The sequence below is a fragment of the Fluviicola taffensis DSM 16823 genome, assembly GCF_943372375.1.
Classification (GTDB): Bacteria; Bacteroidota; Bacteroidia; order Flavobacteriales_D; family Crocinitomicaceae; genus Fluviicola; species Fluviicola taffensis_A.
This window is the reverse complement of the sequence record NZ_CALRYJ010000025.1, coordinates 12,618-29,679: the sequence shown is the minus strand read 5'-3', so window position 1 is coordinate 29,679 and position 17,062 is coordinate 12,618. Positions and strand designations below refer to the sequence as shown.

Annotated in this window: 17 protein-coding genes, 1 tRNA gene and 2 pseudogenes; 13 read left to right on the top strand and 7 right to left on the bottom strand. The window is 40.4% G+C overall.

All coding sequences use genetic code 11. From position 1 onward, the window contains the following. Position 1: 1 nt before the first annotated feature. From AAG807_RS20155 to AAG807_RS20145, 3 genes are read left to right on the top strand one after another with little or no spacing between them, the layout of a single operon-like run. Positions 2 to 712, top strand: a complete 711-nt coding sequence (locus AAG807_RS20155) for a CpXC domain-containing protein (protein ID WP_341908136.1) — start codon at positions 2 to 4, stop codon at positions 710 to 712. Positions 713 to 753: 41 nt separating this feature from the next. Next, positions 754 to 939 carry a hypothetical protein gene (locus AAG807_RS20150; protein WP_341908132.1) on the top strand — a complete coding sequence of 62 codons (186 nt, stop codon included), beginning with the start codon at positions 754 to 756 and terminating at the stop codon, positions 937 to 939. Between the two features lie 30 nt (positions 940 to 969). Continuing rightward, entirely contained in the window at positions 970 to 1,317 is a 348-nt protein-coding gene (locus AAG807_RS20145; RefSeq protein WP_341908128.1) for a tRNA-binding protein, read from the top strand. Between the two features lie 61 nt (positions 1,318 to 1,378). Here AAG807_RS20145 and AAG807_RS20140 read toward each other — a convergent pair whose 3' ends face one another. The 3 genes from AAG807_RS20140 to AAG807_RS20130 all read right to left on the bottom strand — a co-directional run bounded on the left by AAG807_RS20140 (position 1,379) and on the right by AAG807_RS20130 (position 3,028). Continuing rightward, a complete protein-coding gene (locus AAG807_RS20140; protein WP_341908125.1) occupies positions 1,379 to 1,972 on the bottom strand; it encodes a DinB family protein in 594 nt (197 codons plus the stop codon). Between the two features lie 55 nt (positions 1,973 to 2,027). Beyond that, positions 2,028 to 2,561, bottom strand: a complete 534-nt coding sequence (locus AAG807_RS20135; RefSeq protein WP_341908123.1) for a Crp/Fnr family transcriptional regulator — start codon at positions 2,559 to 2,561, stop codon at positions 2,028 to 2,030. Between the two features lie 382 nt (positions 2,562 to 2,943). After that, positions 2,944 to 3,028 (bottom strand) — tRNA-Ser (locus AAG807_RS20130). 176 nt (positions 3,029 to 3,204) lie between these two features. On the opposite strand from AAG807_RS20130, the gene AAG807_RS20125 reads away from it, so the two are divergent. The 4 genes from AAG807_RS20125 to AAG807_RS20110 all read left to right on the top strand — a co-directional run bounded on the left by AAG807_RS20125 (position 3,205) and on the right by AAG807_RS20110 (position 7,075). Beyond that, positions 3,205 to 4,659 carry a GWxTD domain-containing protein gene (locus AAG807_RS20125; RefSeq protein WP_341908120.1) on the top strand — a complete coding sequence of 485 codons (1,455 nt, stop codon included), beginning with the start codon at positions 3,205 to 3,207 and terminating at the stop codon, positions 4,657 to 4,659. 9 nt (positions 4,660 to 4,668) lie between these two features. Next, on the top strand, positions 4,669 to 5,697 hold the full coding sequence (locus AAG807_RS20120) for a glycosyltransferase (protein ID WP_341908117.1): 1,029 nt from the start codon (positions 4,669 to 4,671) through the stop codon (positions 5,695 to 5,697). Then, complete coding sequence (locus tag AAG807_RS20115; RefSeq protein ID WP_341908114.1) at positions 5,697 to 6,068, top strand: hypothetical protein; 372 nt, start codon at positions 5,697 to 5,699, stop codon at positions 6,066 to 6,068. The genes AAG807_RS20120 and AAG807_RS20115 overlap by 1 nt, the downstream gene beginning before the upstream one ends. A 122-nt stretch (positions 6,069 to 6,190) precedes the next feature. Continuing rightward, positions 6,191 to 7,075 carry an SdiA-regulated domain-containing protein gene (locus AAG807_RS20110; protein ID WP_341908111.1) on the top strand — a complete coding sequence of 295 codons (885 nt, stop codon included), beginning with the start codon at positions 6,191 to 6,193 and terminating at the stop codon, positions 7,073 to 7,075. Positions 7,076 to 7,192: 117 nt separating this feature from the next. On the opposite strand, the gene AAG807_RS20105 is transcribed toward AAG807_RS20110, so the two are convergent. Then, entirely contained in the window at positions 7,193 to 8,032 is an 840-nt protein-coding gene (locus AAG807_RS20105; RefSeq protein ID WP_341908108.1) for a hypothetical protein, read from the bottom strand. A gap of 118 nt (positions 8,033 to 8,150) precedes the next feature. Here AAG807_RS20105 and AAG807_RS20100 point away from each other — a divergent pair, with 118 nt between their 5' ends. Further along, positions 8,151 to 8,489: a gliding motility-associated C-terminal domain-containing protein gene (locus AAG807_RS20100; RefSeq protein ID WP_341908105.1), complete on the top strand. Its 339-nt coding sequence runs from the start codon at positions 8,151 to 8,153 to the stop codon at positions 8,487 to 8,489. A gap of 70 nt (positions 8,490 to 8,559) precedes the next feature. Here the strand turns inward: AAG807_RS20100 and AAG807_RS20095 are convergent, their stop codons facing one another. After that, the gene (locus tag AAG807_RS20095; RefSeq protein ID WP_341908101.1) at positions 8,560 to 10,929 is read right to left on the bottom strand and encodes a T9SS type A sorting domain-containing protein; all 2,370 of its coding nucleotides are present in this window, start codon (positions 10,927 to 10,929) and stop codon (positions 8,560 to 8,562) included. A 253-nt stretch (positions 10,930 to 11,182) separates the two neighbouring features. Between AAG807_RS20095 and AAG807_RS20090 the strand changes: the two genes are divergently transcribed. The 4 genes and pseudogenes from AAG807_RS20090 to AAG807_RS20075 form a co-directional block, all read left to right on the top strand. Beyond that, complete coding sequence (locus tag AAG807_RS20090) at positions 11,183 to 12,013, top strand: sterol desaturase family protein (protein ID WP_341908098.1); 831 nt, start codon at positions 11,183 to 11,185, stop codon at positions 12,011 to 12,013. Next, entirely contained in the window at positions 11,988 to 12,782 is a 795-nt protein-coding gene (locus AAG807_RS20085; protein ID WP_341908096.1) for a class I SAM-dependent methyltransferase, read from the top strand. Before AAG807_RS20090 ends, AAG807_RS20085 begins: the two co-directional genes overlap by 26 nt. 12 nt (positions 12,783 to 12,794) lie before the next feature. After that, positions 12,795 to 13,148: pseudogene (locus AAG807_RS20080) on the top strand (DUF1304 domain-containing protein); the annotation flags it as partial. A 487-nt stretch (positions 13,149 to 13,635) separates the two neighbouring features. Next, positions 13,636 to 13,989: pseudogene (locus AAG807_RS20075) on the top strand (DUF1304 domain-containing protein); the annotation flags it as partial. A gap of 612 nt (positions 13,990 to 14,601) precedes the next feature. On the opposite strand, the gene aroQ reads toward AAG807_RS20075, so the two are convergent. Next, entirely contained in the window at positions 14,602 to 15,036 is a 435-nt protein-coding gene (gene aroQ / locus AAG807_RS20070) for a type II 3-dehydroquinate dehydratase (RefSeq protein WP_341908093.1), read from the bottom strand. Between the two features lie 2 nt (positions 15,037 to 15,038). Between aroQ and xerD the strand changes: the two genes are divergently transcribed. Continuing rightward, positions 15,039 to 15,944 (top strand): site-specific tyrosine recombinase XerD, encoded by a 906-nt coding sequence (gene xerD / locus AAG807_RS20065; RefSeq protein WP_341908091.1) that lies wholly within the window; start codon positions 15,039 to 15,041, stop codon positions 15,942 to 15,944. A gap of 51 nt (positions 15,945 to 15,995) precedes the next feature. Here the strand turns inward: xerD and AAG807_RS20060 are convergent, their stop codons facing one another. Further along, positions 15,996 to 17,000: a hypothetical protein gene (locus AAG807_RS20060; protein WP_341908088.1), complete on the bottom strand. Its 1,005-nt coding sequence runs from the start codon at positions 16,998 to 17,000 to the stop codon at positions 15,996 to 15,998. Positions 17,001 to 17,062: the final 62 nt, after the last annotated feature.

Sequence of the window (17,062 nt, the reverse complement as noted above, 5' to 3'; positions counted from 1 at the left end):
TATGTCACGATTTCAGGAAGAATCTGTTTCTTGTCCGGTTTGCAGACAAAAGAGCACACAGTCGATTGCAACAAGTCTCCGAATCTCATCCAAAACAGATTTCAAACAGCAAATCTTATCCGGGAAATTCCAAAGGTTTACCTGCCCGAACTGCACTCATTCTTTTCACGTGGATGATCCGTTAGTCTATCTTGACTTTGACCAAAAAATAATGATCACTCAATTCCCGAAGTCCTGGAATTCAAGCTGGAAAGAACACGAAAAAGTCGTAACCCATAATTTTGAAAATTATCTGGCCGGCAAATACGCTGCTCCCGCTGCACGGGAAATGTCAAAAGGTTTTCGATTAAGAACCGTATTCGGACTGGAAGCCCTGGCAGAAAAGATTTCCTGTTTGGAATCGGAAATAGATGATTCCCTGCTTTCAATCTTAAAACTTCAACTGATTCAATCCGTTGACGAAATCCCCTTTCATCCCGGATTCATTCCCCTTTTTAAAGAAATCAAAGAAGACGAACTCGTATTTCTATGCCCGGTTTTAAATTCAGAAGGAAAGATCGAACGTGAGATTATGACTCTGCCTTTCCCACTTGCGTTGAACGAAGTCAATGAACAGAAAGAACTATACGAATCACTATTGGAAACATTTCACGATGCAACCTATATTGATCTCGGGCGCCTATTTTTCTCAGCAAGTACAGAATCCATTTAGAATTTGACTAATTTTCACTTAGTAATTTTCAAAAGGACAACATGAAAAATCTAATAGGACTCATCACCACATTTTCCATATTGGCAGGAATCTGGTTAACTATTTACGGTTTATTAATTTCTAACCAACAGAATTTTACCGGGATATCCTGTGCAATTTCCGGAGCAATAATCTTTGGAGCATCACTCATCGGGGCTATACTTTTGGTTAAAGATTCAAATCGGTAAAATCAAAGTCCGATCAATTACGTACTATTTATGGAGAACGTATCTAAAAACCTCACCTGGGACGAATTCATGCACGTGGAAATGCGAGTCGGAACCGTTATCGCAGCAGAAACTTTCCCGGAAGTGCGCAATCCGGCATACAAGATCACCATCGATTTCGGGGAATTCGGGATCCGGAAAACCTCTGCTCAAGTAACCGCTCTTTATCAAGCTGAAGAATTGATCGGAAAACAAGTGGTTGCCGTCATCAACTTTCCTCCGAAACAAATTGCCACTATGATGAGTGAATGCTTGATTCTTGGTGGAATCGGAGAAAACAAAGAAGTCACTTTATTGCAACCGGAAAGAACGGTTAAAAATGGAACTAGAATCGGGTGACTTCGACTACGCTCAGCCACCTCAAAATATATTCCTCTTACCACATTGGAAAACACTCTTGCTAATCATGGGGCAAGGTCACTGAGCGTAGTCGAAGTGCCTGCATCATGTGCCGCTGATTGTGGTAAATCACAAAACGGAACGTGTCACCCAACTTCAATTTGATCAACTTCGAAATACTGATGGCCGTTTTGGTCTTATTCAAACTGATTTCGCGGGATTTCTCCAACAATTGAAGCAGTTCGGTTTGTTGATCCAAAAATTCTTCAATCACCTGTTTATCCAATTTACTATTGATCGGATTCATATTTTGGAAGGTCTTCATTTTATTCAGTTTCGCTTTAAGAAGCATGCTATTCGCAAAATAATTTCCCAGCCATCCACTTTTGAAAACAGGATTGCTCTTCCCCTTTTGGAGGGCGATTGAGGGGGAGGACAAAGCAAGCTGCTCCGAAATTCGTTTTTTTATTTCAGGAAGATAAAACCGTCCGTATAAATTCAGATGTTCCAAACATTCCAATATGCTCCAGCTTTCTGCATGTTGCTTATAGTTCAAACTTTCTTCCGACTTTTCTTTCAGCAATTCCGCATCCTGAATAAGTTGTTTCGTTCTATTCGCTAAATCAACCAATAATGCTTCTGTCTGTATTTTCATCTCCTCTATTTTTGACAAAGGTCATGAACTCCTCTTCAAAAATCATTGATTGAAATCAAGACTTTTTTAAGCGTGACAAGGTTTCGGGTGTCATCCGTAAATAATTCGCAATATGACGGTTGGAAATCTCCTGAAACAAAATCGGGCTTCGTTTCAATACCCGCTCAAAGCGTTCCTTGGGAGAAGCGGTCAACAGATCTTTTTCGCGTTCAATCTGCTGGATCACCAAATCCTCCAGGATCTTCACCCACAACTTCAAATGATTTTCATCCTGATGGATAAATTCCATAAATCCTTTCTTCGGAATAACCCTTACCCGCGTTTTTTTGATTGCCTGAATCACAAACTCGGAAGGTTTTTCAGTCAAGAAGGAATCCAGTGAAACCAAAATATTGTTCTGATAACCGAAACGAATGGTTCGTTCCTCCTCTCCATCTACCACAAAAACGCGCAGACTTCCTTCTTCTATGAAATAGATATGGGTATCGATACTTCCGGCAGTTTTCAGAAATGCATTGCGCTCAATTGTAAGCACCTTTTCAACCAGGTGATTTGTCTCGATCAATGCTATTAAGTCGGAAGGGTTCATTTTGATAAGGTTTATTTTCCTTAAGGCTAAAGATAGGAAATCACCCTTTCAGTTGTGCCCATTGCCAGAAATTGTATGTGCAGATCACAATTAACACCCCATTCTATTTTTACTACAAATACCTTTAGGTTTCAAAGAATAAAAACTGATAACCTACTGAAGAACCAGAGAAAGTCAGGTGAACTAAGCAAATGCATAGGCGAACCGCACTCGCTTTTCTTTTAAGCGGAACCAGTAGTTTTTACTTAAAAAGAGAAAGTGTCGACTGGTAAGCGACTCCAAAAATTTGTGCATTTGTGGTAAAATACTGGTCCTTACACTTCGAAAAGTCATAAAAGAAAAAAACCCGACGATGCTATGCATGTCGGGATTCAATTTCTTGCGGAGAATGTAGGATTCGAACCTACGGTACCTTGCGGTACAACAGTTTTCAAGACTGCCGCAATCGACCACTCTGCCAATTCTCCGCGACAAAAGTAGTGCTATTTTCCTTTTTGACAAGTATTAATTGAAAAAAAAATAAAAGTTATTTACTTGTTACCTGAAAATCAGCACCGTTTAATCAATGATTTTTCGTTTATAGGGTTTCACATTCGGTAAATCCCTCCAAATTCATTAACTTTACAAGACCTATTTTTGAATTATGAAAAATCCATTTTTGGTGATTTTGACTTTACTTGTTCTTGTTTCAAATTCTTTTGGACAGAAAAATCAGATGAAAGCATTCATTGATTACAAAAGTTATTATTCACCTGAACAAGGACCCTATGTTGATTTACAATTTCAATATGTGGCATATACTATCCGATTTGCGCCTATTGATTCTGTCTTACAGGCAAAAATTGAAGTTTCGACCTTTGTAACGAGTGAACCTTCCGGAGATACTGTTTATACGAACGCTTTCGCATTGGAAAGTCCCAGAATGCGTGACTCTATCGTAGAGGATTTTTTCGATAATCTCCGGATTCCTCTTCAACCCGGAAAATATACCGCACATGTGAGTTTGAAAGATATTTACGGAGGCGGTAAATCTCTTGATGGACAAGTAGAGATTCTGGTTCCGGACGCATTCACGAATGTCTCGACTTCAGATATCCTGATTGCCGAAGTTGCAAGTCAGAGCGCAAACAACCAATCCCCTTTTTATAAAAGTGGTTATGAAATCATTCCCCGAATTTCAAATTTCTACAATCAAGGCATGAATTACCTTCCATATTATGTGGAATTGTATAACACCAACCTGATTCAGGACAGTAGTTTCGGCTTAAGACAACAGATCGTTTCCACTCAGAATAGTCAGGTGATGCCCGGGTATTCGCGTTTCACCAAAATAAAACCGAGTCCGGTCGTTCCGATTATCAGAAACATCGATATTTCAAAACTGCCTTCCGGTTCGTACCACCTCACATTGGAGATCATTGACAGAAACAGTAAAACAATCGGTCAGACTGCTGATTACTTTTTCGAACGCATCAACGATATCGAAGTGGCTGAAAATGTAGACGAGATTATTCTCGATCCTTCATTCCAAGCTTCTTTGACAGAAGATTCTACGAAATATTACCTGGCAAGTTTGATTCCAATTGCGCGACCGGCAGAAGTGAAATCAATCATGAAAACCTTGAAAGCAAACAGCCCTGATTTGAACCGCAAGCACATTCAACAGTTCTGGGTTCAGACTTCAGGAGCAAATGCTACGAGTCAATGGTTGATCTACAAGAAAAATGTAGCGCTTGTTCAGCAAAATTACGGGAACAATTTCCAGGATGGCTTTGAAACAGATCGCGGAAGGGTTTACCTGCAATACGGTCCGCCGAACACCATTATTGACAGACAAACTTCACCGTCGGAATACCCATACGAAATCTGGCATTATTACAAGATCAAGACTTTCAGCAACAAGCGTTTTGTATTCTACAATCCGGATTTGGTCAACAATGCATATCGTTTATTGCATTCTGATATGGTCGGAGAACAACAAAATTATAAATGGCAGGAAATGCTCGTAAAACGCAACAACTCAAGTAACAGCGTTGACAATACAAGTGGAAGCAGCCAATATGGAGGAAACAGTAACTACTATTACAAACAAGATTAGAAGTCATCTGTGCAAAATCCTGACATTGCCGTTGTCATTCTCAATTGGAACGGCTTACATTTCTTAGAACAATTTTTACCGGAGGTTATCGAACACTCCAAACCATTTCGGGTGGTTCTGGCTGACAATGCCTCAACGGATGATTCCGTTTCCTGGACAAAAGAACATTTTCCGGAAATGGAAATTGTTGTCAATAGCTCCAATGGCGGATTCGCGAAAGGCTATAACGATGCTTTGAAAAAAGTAACTGCGGATTATTACGTCTTACTCAACAGTGATGTCGAAGTCAGTGAAAATTGGCTTTTACCTTTGATTGAAACCATGAAAAATGAACAGGTAGCTGGTTGTCAGCCGAAAGTTCATTCGTTTAAATCCAGAACTCATTTTGAACATGCCGGAGCTTCAGGAGGTTTTTTAGACAAATACCACTACCCTTTCTGCCGCGGACGAATTATGGATCACGTGGAAATCGATGAAGGTCAATACGATCACCCATCCAAAATATTTTGGGCAACCGGAGCTTGTCTGATGATCCGCTCCAAAATCTATTGGGAAACCGGTGGATTGGATGAACGTTTCTTTGCTCACATGGAGGAAATTGACCTGTGTTGGAGAATCCAGCGTTTGGGTCTTCATTTCGAAGTGAATCCGCAAAGTGTGGTTTACCATGTCGGAGGAGGAACGCTCAATTATATGAACCCGAAAAAGACTTTTCTAAATTTCAGGAATAGTCTTTTGATGATTCACAAAAACCAACGCACCGGTTTAGCTTACGTACTTTTCAGAAGACTTTGCTTTGACGGTTTGGCTGCATTCATCTTTTTAATCAGAGGACAATTCCCGCATTTCTGGGCTGTTTTCAGAGCGCACATGTCTTTCTACAACCACCTTCCCTCTTCCATGAAAGAACGGAAAAAATGGAAAAAACTGGACAAGAAAGCCCCCATTTCATTTTACAGAGGAAGTATCCTTTGGGCACTTTACATTCAAAAGGTGAGTAAATTCAAAGACTTGAATCAACGGAAATTCGATAACTGATGAGTTCTTCCCTGGCCATATTTTTAGGTGGTTATCCACATCCGGTAAGGGAACTATTCCTGAAAACCCGGTTCTTACTGGAACAAGAACTTCCAAACAGTCAACAGGAATTAGATATTGCAGCAAAGATGCTTGCTTTCAGTTATGGTCCCGGATACAAAGGAATGATTTGTGTATTGCTCCCATCTCAAAAAGGGGTGAAACTCTCTTTCAGCAAAGGTGCTGAGTTTTCAAACAAGCATGGTCTTCTGGAAGGAACAGGAAAAAAAACACGTTATGTCGAACTAAGTGATCACTTACTCAAAAAACCGGAACTCATTGAGCTCATCCGAAACGCAAAGGTGTTTCATGATATGACTTCAGGATTTTAAGACCAGAGGCTCATTTTGTCTGCAGTCTTTTATCGATGGTCTTAATCTTAAAGTCTTCAAAAAAACCGTTAATTCCTCTTAAAGCAAAAATCATCTTCCGCTTCGTTCACTAAATTTACAACATGAGAAACAAATTTCTGCTTGTCGTTTTCGGTTTAATCGGAGCACCGACTTTTTCCCAGGATTCCATTCCCTATAATCTAAAGTTGGAAAATCAAACCATCGTGCTTCCTTCTGAATTACGCGAGGTTTCCGGAATTACCATCATCGATTCAAAAACCCTTGGTTGTGTTCAGGATGAAGAAGGATTGGTTTTCATTTACGATTTAAAAAAACAAGCGATCAAACAGAAAATCCGTTTTGCGGGACCTGGCGACTACGAAGGAATCGCACTTGTTGGAAAAGACCTCTTTGTACTAAGAAGCGACGCTACCTTGTTCCGCATTCACGAGTATCAATCCGTTAAGCGAAGTATTGATTCCATTAAAACCGGAATTCCAAACAAAGACAACGAAGGTTTGTGTTTCGATTCGAAAAACAAGCGCCTGCTGATCGGTTCCAAAAGCAAGATTGCCAAAGGTTCCGAATACAAGAACCTGCGGACGATTTATGCCTTCGACCTGACCCAATCTAAACTGGAAGAAAAACCGCTTTACACTTATGACATCAACTCCATTAAGGAGTTTGCAGCAAGGAATCACATTCAATTACCAACAAAACCAGGCAAAAAGAATCCAAGTGAGCAAGAAGCTGCATTGAAATTTCAACTCTCGGGAATTTACATTCACCCTAAAAGCAACTTGCTTTACGTTTTGAGTGCTTCGGACTATTACTTGTTTGTCTTTGACAGCATCGGAAACATCATCCATCTGGAAGTTCTGGATCCTGAAAAGTTCAACAAAGCGGAGGGAATTGCCATCATGCCCAATGGCGATTTGTATATCTCCAATGAAGGACAAACCGGTGATCCGAAAATCTTGCGTTTCTCAGAAGATTCTAAAAACTAGCTGGAAACCTCACTGACTGACCAGAGTGAAATTTAACCGAAAAGACGCGAAGAACACAAGGATTTACTTAGCACAACCTGATTAGATTCAAGCAAATAAGCGCCAAATAATTCGTGATTATTTACTCTTCTTAACCCTGTTTGTCATCTGGAACTGTGCTCCGAAAACAACGTTGTATTGCATGAAGAAGAAATGCTGTTTTGCCCTATCTGCCGAATCATAGGTAGTGCGGATATCCGGCATGTGAATAAAGCCATATTTCGCCTCACCCTGGATAAAGAAATACTTGAAAAAATTCAATTTAATTCCTCCGACCAAACTCAGTCCATATCCTGCAAGGTGAAATTCATCGTGTCTTGGATTCCCTAAAAGGGTTGTGTTTGTTCTTGGGACCAAAACACCGGCTCCTACTCCGTACAAGCCACTCACATTAAAATGTTTCACATTGATCAATGCATCCGATCTCCTTACTTCCGCATTCAGATAATTCAATCCATCCGTGTGTTCGAACTTTAAAAATGAAGTATCCACCATCATCGCCTGGTCATTATAAACACCATCATACGGAGTCCCGGAATTTTCAATGTTTCCATTCATATTCACTGTCTGGAATGGTTTCATTACATACTTCATGTGATCCGCACCAATCGAAATTTCATATTTATCCTTGAAATAATATCCCAAACGCAGGTTGTATTGCGGAATAGTTATCGTTGATGGATTGAAATACAAATTGGCTTTAAATAATGATTGACGGTCATTCGCAATGACATTATCCATTTTAAAATCGTACGACTTTCCCCAAAATGTGATGTCTGATTTCGTGTATGCTTCTCGGTTCCATCCCCAATAAATGTAAAAGGACCCTTTTTTATTCGGCTTCCAAATTTCAATCTTGTCTTGTGCGTAAAAATGCGTAGAGGTGGAAAAGATTAATAGGAGAAGCAACCATTTCATAAGGAACAAATTTTGGATACAAATTTAGTATTCTTTTCAGGAAGTGAATGTTAATTTGCCTAGTTTAGAAAGATTTCAATTTAATGAACGAATCATCAACTTAATTGTAAAGAACGGTATGAAAAACATCGCTCTACTGATCTTATTTCTATTCTTCGGCGGAATCTTATTTGCTCAGCAAACTGCAGATTCATGTGTGATTGTCGTGCCAACCAATCTTCAAAAAGAAGGTCGCGGAGACCAACAAGTTCATTTCCGTTTCACAAGCACGTGCTCGATTCAGGATATTGAAATTACGATTTTTAACCGTTGGGGAGAAAAACTTCATGTTTCCACTCAATTGGAGTATGATCTATCCGGAAAAATAACAAATCAGGGGACTTACTACTATGTCATAAAAGGGGCTTTTTCCGATCGGACTAAAATCAATCAGACCGGATACTTCACTATTCTATAAACATCAAAAAAGGGAGACCCCACATGTGCGGAACCTCCCCTCTTCAATGAACAGGATTAGTAGTTCGTTATCATTCCTTCACAAATTTGATCTGTGTCACTCCATTGCTCGCTGAACCTATTTTTAAGAAATAAATCCCTGAGCTGATATCTGAAACATCGATTACTGCATTGCTTCTCAATTCGCGGGTTGAAAGGACTTTACCATTCATATCCATGACTTCCACTTGCATGATCTCGTCCTGATTGGATGAGCTTACGACCAATTTATCTTTTGTCGGATTCGGATAAACCGAATAGGTTGCGAAAGTCGTTTCTTCACCAAGGAAAGAAGCCGAAGTTTTCGCTGCGTTCAAGGTATAACAAGTCGGACTGTTTGCACCGTTATAGCCAAAAACCCGAACCGTATAAGTTCCAACCGCCAGGTTTGTGATCGAAACATTCTCGGTTGCTGTTGAACCTGTTCCGGATCCGATCAACGTTCCTCCACTGTTATACACATTCAGGTCGTAATCCACTCCACTTGGTCCTGCCAGGGCAAACTGATGGGTTCCAACGGAAGTGGTTGTCACTTTGAAATAGTCCTGATCCGTGCTCGTGGAAATCGCGGAAGAAATCGTTGTTGCCAATGGAATTGTTGCACCTGCAGCCTGAGTTTCATTCGGTTCATAAGCTGTGGCACAGTTAGTCACAGCTGTGGCAGTAGCAGTCAGTGTATAACAGGTTGTACTGAATGCATTGTTATACCCGAACACTTTTACAGCATACGTTCCGGCAGCTTGTCCGTTCAATGTTACCGATTCCGTTGCAGTACCTCCGGCTCCCGAACCGATCTGAGTTCCTGCACTATTGTAAATAACCATATCGAAATCCACACCGGATGGCCCAACAAGATTGAACACATTATTCGTTGTCGTAGAAGTGGTGATCTTAAAAAAGTCCACATCTCCGGCAGTTGCAATCGCAGCTGAGGCGGCTGTTCCACTCGTCAAAGCAGCAGCGGCAGGCTGAGTTTCATTCGGTTCATATGCATTGGTACAAGTTTGTCCACCACCACCGGTATCGCAAGTCAAGGTGATACAACTATTCACTCTGCTTCTGATCAGATTTCCAGGTTGAGGACCGAAGCCAAGCGTGAAGTTCATTCCAGTACTTGTTAAATGACAATAACTCATGATTGTTCCTCCATTCGTAGGAATGGGTCCCGTACAACCTTCGGAATAACCCGCCTGCGGACCACAACCATCAATCGCACCACCTGTCCAGCTGCATGCATGTGTATGTGGCGATCCCAAATTATGTCCAACTTCATGCGTCGTGACATTTACAGCCCAACTATAAGTTGGAATGGCATTCACCGTTCCACCGACAGCTCCGCAAAATCCGTGTTTGTAATATTCATTACTCCCGCACAATTGATCCAACCATGCTACACCACCGCCACCGGTATTCGAAAACAAGGTAGCGATATTTGCCCCGAAATTCGAGCGGTTAGCAGAGAATGTATTCAGATCATCATTGTAAGTATCTGCTGTTGTCCAGATATAAAGTTGATTCAACTTCGATCCGATCTGCTCGTTTTCATACATCAATTTGAAATTATTGAAGATGTTCGTTATGTGATTGGTAACGGCTTGCGTACTACCTTTTGCGGTGTACAAATTATAGCGTGTTTCCCAGAAATAAGTCACACACTTGTAAGTTGCCTTTTCCATTTGCTCCAGGTCCTCTCTCTGCGAAGAAAGACGCTCGACAGCTTCATGGTATTGTTCCAATCCTTCAGAACCACAGGAATAAACAGGCTTATTCTTCAGATCATCGTCTGAATAAATCACATGGATTCCGGATTTGTTCTCAGGAAGTCTTATGAAACCTGCTTCGATCGTTGCGTCCTCCGTTGAATTCCTGTTAATCAGAACATAAAATTCATCCTGGAAGAAACTGACTCCTACAACTGCATCCTCACCACGAATGGTTCCCTGATAATACAATCCGAAATTCACTCCTTTCTCCAAACCTGGAGTACTGGTTTCCAACTTGAACTCGTCTGTGAAAAGATTGACCTGAACCAAATCGAGCGTTAGAACCTGATTTTCGTAAGGCAACTGAACAGATAGGATTTCCGGTCGGGTTGCAAGCAGATTTGAAATAGAGGTGGTATTTGAATACGACACTAATCCGGACTTTTCGAGTGCCAGATTGGTTGTTGATTCAATTTCCTGCGGAACAGATTTCACTCGTGCAGCAGTAAAATCAAAAGAGTAGATCTCATCTATCCCCTGAAATGCATTGTTAACACGTTTCTGATTGATCCGTTCAACCGATTTTGTTTCTGTGTAGATTCCCTTAGGAAGTGACACTCTCTTAAATTCCTGAGCATGAGAGCCCACGGAAATTCCAAGACATAACAATGTTGTCATCTTAAAAGTAACTTTCTTCATAATTAGCTTTTTAATGTTAGAAGTGAATATTACAATCTTTTGTTTGAATTAAAACAATTAAGTTTGTTAAACTTTTCATTTTTAACAAATAGAAAATAAATTAACAGCCATAAGGCCAATCCGCTAATCAACTGAAAAACAATTGATTAAAATCCATCAATTAATGAGTCGCTTAAAAAGTAAACTTCGGTGCTTTCGAAGTTAATTTTTGTATAACATGGATCACAAAAAAAGAAATTATCGAAGTTGAAAAATGTTCAACTTAAATTCCGACCTTTATTTGAATTCAAAAGACATGGAAATCGTTTATAGCCTTTGGCCAAAAATTGCCTGGTACATTTCACTGCGCTATTTGTTTATTGCCGGTGGAACCTACCTTCTGTTCTACATCTTGTTCCGAAATCAGTTCTTCCAGCGAAAAATTCAATTGGTTTTCCCAAAGAACAGACGCGTATGGATGGAGGTGATCTATTCCATGCAAACCACTATTATATTCGCAACTATTTTTCTTTTGGTCGTGATTGTCTTGCGCCCGTACACCAATCTTTATAAAGACATCGATCAGTATGGAGTTGTTTATTACTTGTTTACGATTCCGGTCATGTTTGTGATTCACGACACGTATTTTTACTGGATGCATCGCGCAATTCATCATCCGAAATTATTCAGGCATATTCATTTTGTTCATCATCAGTCCACCAACCCAACTCCACTGGCTGCTTATTCTTTTCACTTCTCGGAAAGTATCCTGGAAGCCTTAATCATTCCCATCATTGCTTTCACTTTGCCGGTTCACACAAGTGCTTTGGTCATTTTTCTATTGGGACAATTTATCATCAATGTTTATGGTCACCTGGGCTTCGAGCTGTTCCCTCCGAAATTTCAGAAAACGTGGATTGGAAAATGGATCAACACATCCGTAGCTCACAATCAGCACCATCAATACTTTCAAGGAAACTACGGTCTGTACTTTTTATTTTGGGACCGTTGGATGGGAACATTGCGAAAGGATTACGACGAAGCTTTCGACGAGGTGAAAAACAGAAAAGAAGTCATTCATGGAGAATTACAAGGAAATAAATAAACAACAATGGAATGATCGCGTGGAACCGCACGTGGAATCGGAATTTTATGATTTACAAGGCTTTTTAGCCGGAAAAAGTTCGCTGAATGAAACAGAGCTGAAACTATTGGGAGACATTTCGGGGAAACGCATTTTGCATCTTCAATGTCATTTTGGGCAGGATACCATTTCCTTTGCCCGAATGGGAGCAAGTACTGTCGGAGCAGATATTTCCGATAAAGCAATCGCCAAAGCGCGTGAACTTGCAGCCACAATTGGAGCGGACGCAACATTTGTCTGTTGTGATCTCTATGATCTTCCACAGCAATTGGAAGGTCAATTCGACATCGTGTTCACTTCTTATGGAACCATTGGCTGGTTACCTGATCTGGACAAATGGGCTTCGGTAATCACTCATTTTTTGAAGCCAAATGGAAAATTCGTTTTTGTGGAATTTCATCCGGTGGTCTGGATGTTTGACGATGACTTCCAAAAAGTTGGCTACCGTTATTTCAAATCGGATCCGATAGTGGAAACTGCAACCGGAACTTATGCTGACCGGGATGCAGCAATTCAAACAACCTCCGTTACCTGGAATCACGCGATGAGTGAAGTGATCACGAGTCTGCTCAAACAAGGTATTCAATTGCAAGACTTGCAGGAATACGATTTTTCGAACTACAACTGCTTTTCACATACGGAAGAATTCGAACCCGGGAAATACAGGATCAAACATTTGGGAGACTCCATTCCGATGATGTATTCACTAGTAGGAACAAAAACACTTTAATCTTTTTAAACTATGGAAATCGCTATCAAAATTGTAATCGGAATTGTTGCACTTTTTCACGTCTATGTCATGTGGCTGGAAATGTTTGCCTGGACCACACGCGGACCTAAAACATTCAAAAACTTCGAAAAAGAATTGTTTCCCAAAACGAAATCATTGGCAGCCAATCAGGGATTATACAATGGTTTTCTAGCTGCCGGATTGATCTGGACGTTCTTCATCTGCAACCCGGAATGGCGATTCAATGTGAGTCTGTTCTTCCTGATCTGCGTTTCCGTTGCCGGAATCTATGGTGCATTGACCGCAGACAAGAAAATCTTCTTTGTTCAGGCATTACCTGCTTTGATTGGAATTGTACTGTTGGTATTTTCTCCCAGGGTGTGTGATATGAAATGTAACTCACAAACGAAAGTTGCCTTTCAGGAAACAAAGCATTCCGATGAGGATAGTTACGTTGTGCACCTGATTGATTCGAAAGGAAGAAAGTTAAGCGAACCCTTTTCAATTAGTAAAAATAATCATCCGGATTTTTCAGATTCCCTCTTCTTTTCTTTCAGCTTTACGGATGAATTAAAGCACCCGAATCAGCTTAACTTTTATGGTCCTTCTAAATATGCTCTCAATAATAAAGATGCTTTTAAAGTCACCTTAAATGATTGGGGAGTGATTTATTCGGAAAACCCTCGGATGGAGAATTATGTTTTATTGAAATCACGCGATGAATACATTAGTTCTGTTATTTCCTTAGCTTTAGTAAACATCCTGAAACACAAAAAAGAAGTGGTAGAAAAAATTCTTCAGAATCAAGTCTAAAATTCAACTCAGAATCAAATCAGTATAAAACATTTGGAATATGGAAATCGCTATCAAAATTGTAATCGGAATCGTCGCACTTTTTCACCTCTATGTCATGTGGCTGGAAATGTTTGCCTGGACTACCCGCGGGCCTAAAACATTCAAAAACTTCGAAAAAGAATTGTTCCCAAAAACGAAATCTTTGGCAGCCAATCAGGGATTATACAATGGTTTTCTAGCTGCCGGATTGATCTGGACGTTCTTCATCTGTAACCCGGAATGGCGATTCAATGTGAGTCTGTTCTTCCTGATCTGTGTTTCCGTTGCCGGAATCTATGGTGCATTGACCGCAGACAAGAAAATCTTCTTTGTTCAGGCATTACCTGCTTTGATTGGAATTGTACTGTTGGTATTTTCTCCCAGGGTGTGTGATATGAAATGTAAAGAGAAATGCGAAGTGAAGAAAGAACCTATTTCTTATTACTATTTACCATCCAACAAAAGATTCCATAATGATACGGTAAGTGCTTCAGAAATTCTCAAAAAGAACGAAAAGGATTCATTGATCGGAATTGGTTTTGTTGATGATGAAAATGGCAAAGGGATTGGAGTATCCCTTTTCACCAATGAGAATCATGAATTCGCACCGGATGCCAACGGGAATTCAGGATATATCGAAGGAATCGGAAAAGTGTATAGCCATTCAATAACATGGAGAAATTTTGGAGTTCTTCACACCAATAATGACAGTATCAATAAAATCATTGCACTTGGCTTGGGAAGATTGATTGCAATGGAGACAGAAAACAAGTATAAATCATCACCGCCCATCATTTCAGTGCAGGAAAAAACAATTGAATTTATTCCGCCAACAAAATAATTTTCTTCCCACAAATGCTCAAATTAGTTGCTCACCTAATGCTTACGCTGAAGCTTGTGCTATCGCTAAAGCTATTGGCGACACTCGATCAGCATAGGCGCGCCGGTCTCGCTAACTTTTCAATTTTGCATTTTGCATTTTTAATTATCTATACCCGATCTTCCCGCGTTGATTCCATTCAAACCATTGCAGAGCCAATCGGTAGCTATCCATTCCGAAGCCCATGATTGATCCTTGGCAAACAGCCGTAATGAATGAATTGTGGCGGAATTCTTCACGTTGAGCCAGGTTACTGATATGTACTTCCACTACCGGGATCTGGATTCCCGAAATCGCATCTCGGATTGCAACGCTGGTATGTGAATAACCTCCTGCATTGAGAATGATCCCATCGTGTTTTGAATCGTGAAGCGCATTAATCAATTCACCTTCCACATTACTCTGGAAATAATCAATCTCTCCGGGAAAAAGCTTCTTCAAGTCTTCCAATACATGTAAAAAAGTACGATTTCCGTAAATTTCGGGCTCTCGTGTTCCTAAAAGATTTAAATTCGGGCCATTGAGAATTAGAATACGCATCATTGAAAAATTGGGAACGTTATATTAAACAATTTGTTCATTATCTGAAGATAGAACGCAGTTTAGCCGAAAACTCCATTTTTGCCTATCAACAGGACATTGCTAAATTACGCGACTTTTGCGAATCTTACACACTTTCTCCCGAGCATATTCAAACCGGACATCTAAAACAATTTGTTGCTGAGTTATATGACATGGGACTGAGTGCCCGTTCCCAAGCCAGAATCATCAGTGGATGGAAACAATTTTTTGATTTCCTGCTTCTGGAGGAAGTTCGGAAAGATGACCCCTCAGAAAGTTTGGAACTCCCGAAAATTGGACGGAAATTACCGGAAGTATTAACCATCGAAGAAATCGATGCAATGATTGCTGCAATTGATCTGGGCTCGAATGAAGGTCAGCGGAACAAAGCAATCATTGAAACCTTGTACAGTTGCGGCTTACGTGTCAGTGAGTTGGTGAATCTCCGATTTGAAGATTGTTTTTTTGATGAAGGATTTGTCCGGGTGATCGGAAAAGGAAACAAGGAACGATTGGTTCCAGTTAGTCCGAGCGTGATTGAAGAAGTAACGATTTACGCGAAAAACGACCGGGAAAATGTACCTGTCAAAAAAGGAAATGAGGCAATTGTTTTTCTCAATCGACGAGGTGCGCAATTGACGCGGGTGATGATTTTCACTATTGTCAAACGTTTGGCAGATCTGGCAGGAATCAAAAAGACAATCAGTCCGCATACCTTCCGGCATTCTTTTGCGACACATCTGATTGAGGGCGGGGCAAATTTACGGGCAGTTCAAGACATGCTGGGTCATGAAAGCATCACTACTACGGAAATCTACACGCATTTAGACCAACGCTTTTTGCGGGAAGCTATCTTGACCTATCATCCGAGAAACACGCATAATTAATTCAAAAGACAAAATTCAAAACTTTTTGCATTTTGAATTCTTAATTTTGAATTAAAACAGGTCTGTTCCCTGAATGCGGATTCGTGCCCGTTCTACAAACACATTTAAACTATCGAAATAGGCATTGCGCTGCCGTTGGTTTTCCTCTGAGATCTTCACGCAGCTTTTCAGCATGGATTGGAACACTGCAAATGATTTGTTCACATAATCCTGATCGATCGTGTACAGGTAATTCAGCATGTTATGCGTAATGTAAAGCATACGATAGGCATTCGTTTCCGAAATGATGGTATTATCCTGGATATAGGTCTGGTGCAGATATAAATGAAAATTGTCAGTATCTGTGATAACCGGTTGACCTTTGATAAATTTACGACCTATTTCCGCTTGTTTCTTGATGTGTTCAACCAAGGATGCAACTTCGTCAATTAAGAACAATGCATCTTCAGGAGTTTCAAAATAACCCAGTTCGTAAAAGGAGACGATTTCCCGGATCAGACCTTTCCCCGCATCGTATCCGATCACTTCCGTCGACTTCACCCGGATATAAAAGTTGGCCATCTGCTGCAAGTGTTCATCCGAAATGTCACCTTTCCAGCCTTTGTGAAACTTGACATCATCCAATTGTCCCAACTTCAGATAGCATTTCCCGAAGTAAAGTAATTTAAAACGGAGGAGAGCCGGTGAATTCAATAATTGAAAAATGATCAGATCCAAATTCGACATGTACAACTCTTGCGTACGCTGGGCAACCATCCGCTTGAAACCATCCATGATCCCACTCAAATAGGTTTCAAAGGAAAATTCGGAACGTTGAATCGGATTGTATTGAAAGGTGACACTTTTTCCCGAAACACCAATGATCTTATCGATCGACAAATCGTATTTCTGACAGAGTAAATTGATTTCTTCCGGTTTCAGGGCAGTTTCCCCCCTTGCTCTTCGGTACGCAGAATCTCTTGATAACTCCAAATCATCCATCAGCAGTTTACCCAATGAAGTATCAGGAGGTAATTTCGCCTTTAACTGTTCAAGTAGTCGGTTTTGAATGTCCATGGTACCAAAGTAATAAAAAAAGTAAAAGTCGTCCATTTCTGAACGACTTTTACTTGGATATC